The 4148-nt window shown below is 36.5% G+C and carries 4 protein-coding genes and 1 pseudogene; 2 read left to right on the top strand and 3 right to left on the bottom strand.

Annotated elements, in window-relative coordinates:
- Positions 1-196 precede the first annotated feature (196 nt).
- Positions 197-796 carry a hypothetical protein gene (locus FFR48_RS25960; protein ID WP_096567222.1) on the bottom strand — a complete coding sequence of 200 codons (600 nt, stop codon included), beginning with the start codon at positions 794-796 and terminating at the stop codon, positions 197-199.
- A gap of 39 nt (positions 797-835) precedes the next feature.
- Positions 836-2077 (bottom strand): urease accessory protein UreH domain-containing protein, encoded by a 1242-nt coding sequence (locus FFR48_RS25955; protein WP_137669348.1) that lies wholly within the window; start codon positions 2075-2077, stop codon positions 836-838.
- 254 nt (positions 2078-2331) lie between these two features.
- On the opposite strand from FFR48_RS25955, the gene FFR48_RS25950 reads away from it, so the two are divergent.
- A complete protein-coding gene (locus tag FFR48_RS25950) occupies positions 2332-2508 on the top strand; it encodes a hypothetical protein (protein ID WP_162501968.1) in 177 nt (58 codons plus the stop codon).
- A 4-nt stretch (positions 2509-2512) separates the two neighbouring features.
- Here FFR48_RS25950 and FFR48_RS25945 read toward each other — a convergent pair whose 3' ends face one another.
- On the bottom strand, positions 2513-2944 hold the full coding sequence (locus FFR48_RS25945; protein ID WP_137669347.1) for a hypothetical protein: 432 nt from the start codon (positions 2942-2944) through the stop codon (positions 2513-2515).
- Between the two features lie 172 nt (positions 2945-3116).
- Between FFR48_RS25945 and FFR48_RS25940 the strand changes: the two are divergent.
- A pseudogene (locus FFR48_RS25940) lies at positions 3117-4025 on the top strand (alpha/beta hydrolase family protein); the annotation flags it as partial.
- Positions 4026-4148 lie beyond the last annotated feature (123 nt).

Raw genomic sequence — 4148 nt, 5'->3', positions numbered from 1 at the left:
GCATTTTTTCCGGGCTATACTAACAGTAACTATCTCTAGCCCTGATGATTACGTCAAGTCTGGCTGAAATGAGAACATCCTCAAAGCCATACACAGACTGCCTTTTTAATTTTCGGACAGGTCTAATTATCAATTATCAATTATCAATTATCAATTATCAATTATCAATTATCAATTATCAATTATCAATTACCCATTACCCTCTTTTCAGTGTTTTCACTACAAAAACTACAATTCCTATAGATAAAAGTAAAATTGCCACGATAATTATAGGTTGTACAAAACCTATAACCGCATTTTGTTGTTGATTATTCTGTTGATTATCTTCAATTACATTTTCTACTACTTGTGGTGTTGCTATTGCTTTACCTGCGGCCACAGTAACTTGAAACTTTAACTCAAAAGGTCGAAAACTCTCTGCTGTTGCTGGTTTTCCACTCAGTTGCAGTTCATAAACTCCTGGTTTGGGAAAAATTATGTCTGCTCCTGGTATGCCTTGATACCGTTCAGCATCAACGGGTTTTAAAGGAGGTTCAAGCAGTGCCGGTTCTTCTGGTGCATGGGGTTCTGCATAAATAGCCAACTCACAATCACACTCTTTTAAAGGTAGAACTTTACCACCTTTACGAGTCAAAGCAAACCAAGTTGCCGCAGGTTCACCAGCACGGGGATTATCATTAGGTTCAATGTGGATAGTACCGCCAATATCACCTGATATTTTGACCGTATGGGCAGAAGCAACAGGAAGAGATGTAAATGTTATAAATAACAAAAGTAGGAATAATTTGTAATTCATAATTGAAGGCAGGAGGCAGGAGTTTTCAATTTTCAATTTTCAATTTTCAATTGATTTGTCACCTTTCTTTGGAGGAACATAGAATTTTTCTAATTTTAAAATTGACCAAAACCAGCGCGATCGCACTAACAAAACACCCAAAGTAATTATTACCAATAACAAAGCTGCTAATCTATTACCCCAAGTTAATCTTAAAGCACCCAAGTAATGAGAACCAATTAAGACTACATGAATAGTAGCCAACAGCAAAGCAGGAACGCTCAACAGATGGATTTGTCGCCAACGCTTACCTAATGACTTTTGCAGAAAATCAAAACTTGTGCAAGCTGCTGGACTCATCAATACTAAAGCTACAGCACCCGCACCCATCGCCCATTGAAATTCTAGCGGTAAGAACCAAACAGCAGCAAAATTCCATTCTAAAGAGTGTTCTATATTATGAATGGTATGTACCACTGATAGCACAAACGCCCCTACTCCTAAAGCGCGACGGTAGCGCATAGGTGATGGACAAAAACCACTGAGAGGACGAGCAACTAAGGCCAAAATTAAGCAAATTAGGGCAGCGTGTCCACTGTAGTCTACCATTGTATCACCCGTTCGCAATAGGGTAATGATGCCAATGATTAATGTCACCCAACCACCCAAGCGAAATAACTGACTGCGCCTATCTTTACTCATCAAGGAAGTGGAAACACTTACTCCTAACATCGTCGGCAAAGTTCCCAAACCAAAAGCTAACATGGTAATTGCACCTTGCCATAAATTACCCGTAGCAGCAGCTTTGATTTGAGCAGCATATAAAAATCCACAAGGCATTAAACCCCAGGTCATACCCAAAAGTGCTGGTGTCCACCATTTTGTATGTAAAGATAGTTTCACCATTCCCGCACTTAAACGGTTATGTAAATTACCTTTTAACAAAGGGTGTAATAAGGGAATATGCGGTATTAAGTCTGGTCTAACTTGTCCTAAACCAAACCAAATTAACATAATACCAGTAATTATAGCTATCCATCGGCGTAAATCACTACCCACACCTGCTAATTGTCCACCTTCAACCAATGCCGAACCAAGAGCGCCAATAGCTGCACCTACTAGGGTATAGCTTAACAGTCTTCCTAAATTTAACAGAGTATGAAATTTTACTTGCTGTTGCCAATTTTGGGTTTCTTGTTGATGGGAAAGGGAAAAAGCAACTGCTAAAGGTCCACACATTCCAAAACAATGTCCAAAACTTCCCAAAAAACCCAGGAGCGATATAAGTAGTAAATCTAACATCATCTGATGATATATTATATGTTTTCAAAAATCAAATATGAGTCCTATACAGGACTTACGCAAAAGGGAACGAAAGTAGGGGTAATTCATGAATTACCCCTACGCAAGAATAAGGTTTTCAGTCACATCTTGCGTAAGTCCTACTATATATTAATTAAGAGTTATTAATTCATAATTCATAATTCATAATTGTAAAGGTTTGATTCCCCTACCTTGGTAGACAGATCGGTTTCATCTGGGGTTGAAATCCTGATTTGAAACCTAATTATCAATTATCAATTATCAATTATCAATTATCAATTATCAATTATCAATTATCAATTATCATTGATGTTGTTTACTGGAAAAATTTAATGTATATTGACAAATTTGTCAAAAGACAAGCTGTCAAACTTGCCTTTATTGGCTATTGGCTGATTACCGATAACTGAATAATTACTTTTTAGGAAAAGTTAAAGTCCAGTTTTGGGGATTATTTAGTTGAAAATATAAACCTTGAAATATCATTTTGACAGCAATGCGACTTCTGATATACCTCCGAATTAAATGTGTTCCTGGTTCTGCAAAAACATCATCATAATTTTGGCGGTGTCCAAAAGGACGAGAACAGTATTTGCGATCGCCTGGAATTGATAACATAAAAAATTGACTTTCTTTGTATTCATCAGGAACTTGAAATATACCATATACATTATGTTCACCCAGCCAAGGTTTAACCCTCACCTGTTTAGCTTGCACTTGAAAATTTTGTTTGTTTAATTTGAGTACAGTTGCAAGTCCGCAATTAGAATCATTAACAGGCCACCAGATAATAATCATGATCAATGAACACAAAAAAAGTAAACTATAGATCAAGGGAGGGCGCATAAATTAACTACATCATTGAAGAAAAACAAAAGCCACCGATTTACCAGAAATTTGGTTATAATTACTATTAATCTATTCAACTTAAATTATTATTCACCCGGCTATTTTAAGTAACAACAGTAATTTTACTCCGTAATTTTACTCCTGTCCAACTATTTCGCCCTCACGTCTCTACGATCCTATACAAGCAGGAAGCGCCCAATTACAAATACTAAACTTAAATTTAAATGATGAAAAGCGTCAATGCAACATTCCTGTTGATGTTTATTGGTCAAATTCTGCTAACACTGAAAAACCTGTAATTGTCTTTTCTCATGGTTACAAGTCAGTTCGCACAGACTTACGCTATTTAGCGGAACATCTTGCGTCTCACGGTTATGTAGTTGCAGCTTTAGAACATCCTGGTAGTAATTTTACAGCTAATAAAGATGGAGATTCTTTAAAATCACAGGAATTTTTAGCACGTCCCCAAGATGTGAGTTTTGTTCTCGATGAATTAGCAAAAATCAACCAAACTCCTAATAACCAATTACAAGGTAAACTAGCAACTAATAAGGTAATGGTTGTCGGTTATTCTTTTGGTGGTACTACAGCTTTAGCATTAGCTGGTGGTGAATTTCAAATTGCTAGTTTGAAACAAAGCTGTGAGCAAAATTCCTCTAAATTAACTCCAGTACAAGAGTTTATTTGTGTAGCTAAAGAATTACCAGAAAATAGCTATCAATTGCGAGATAAAAGAATTAAACAAATTGTAGCTTTGACACCGGCTACATCTCTATTATTTGGGGAAACTGGTTTATCAAAGGTGCAAGTACCGACTCTGATGTTAACTGGTTCTGCTGATAATATTACCCCAATTTTAAGCGAACAAATTACCAGTTTTGCAACAACTCCCTCTCCTAAATGGTTAGCGGCTGCGGTTGGTGCTACCCATCTGAGTGTGCTAGATCCTAACTTAATTAGTGAACAACAAAGAACAAAAAACCTATCTATTTCTAGTCGGGAAGTGGTGGGTGAAAAAGCAGCGGATGTTCACAAATATGTTAAAGCTATCACTTTAGCAATGGCAGCACAATTAACCCACATTCCGCAGATGTGACCCAGATAATTGATATTTTTGAAAAATCCCAACCAGAAAAATTTTATTTACCTAATTTTTCTGTTTGATTTTAACTTTATCTGCCAAAAAATAGAGAATATTACT

This window comes from Sphaerospermopsis reniformis, from assembly GCF_005402885.1.
GTDB classification, from domain to species: domain Bacteria; phylum Cyanobacteriota; class Cyanobacteriia; order Cyanobacteriales; family Nostocaceae; genus Sphaerospermopsis; species Sphaerospermopsis kisseleviana.
This window is presented reverse-complemented; position numbering and strand designations above follow the sequence as displayed.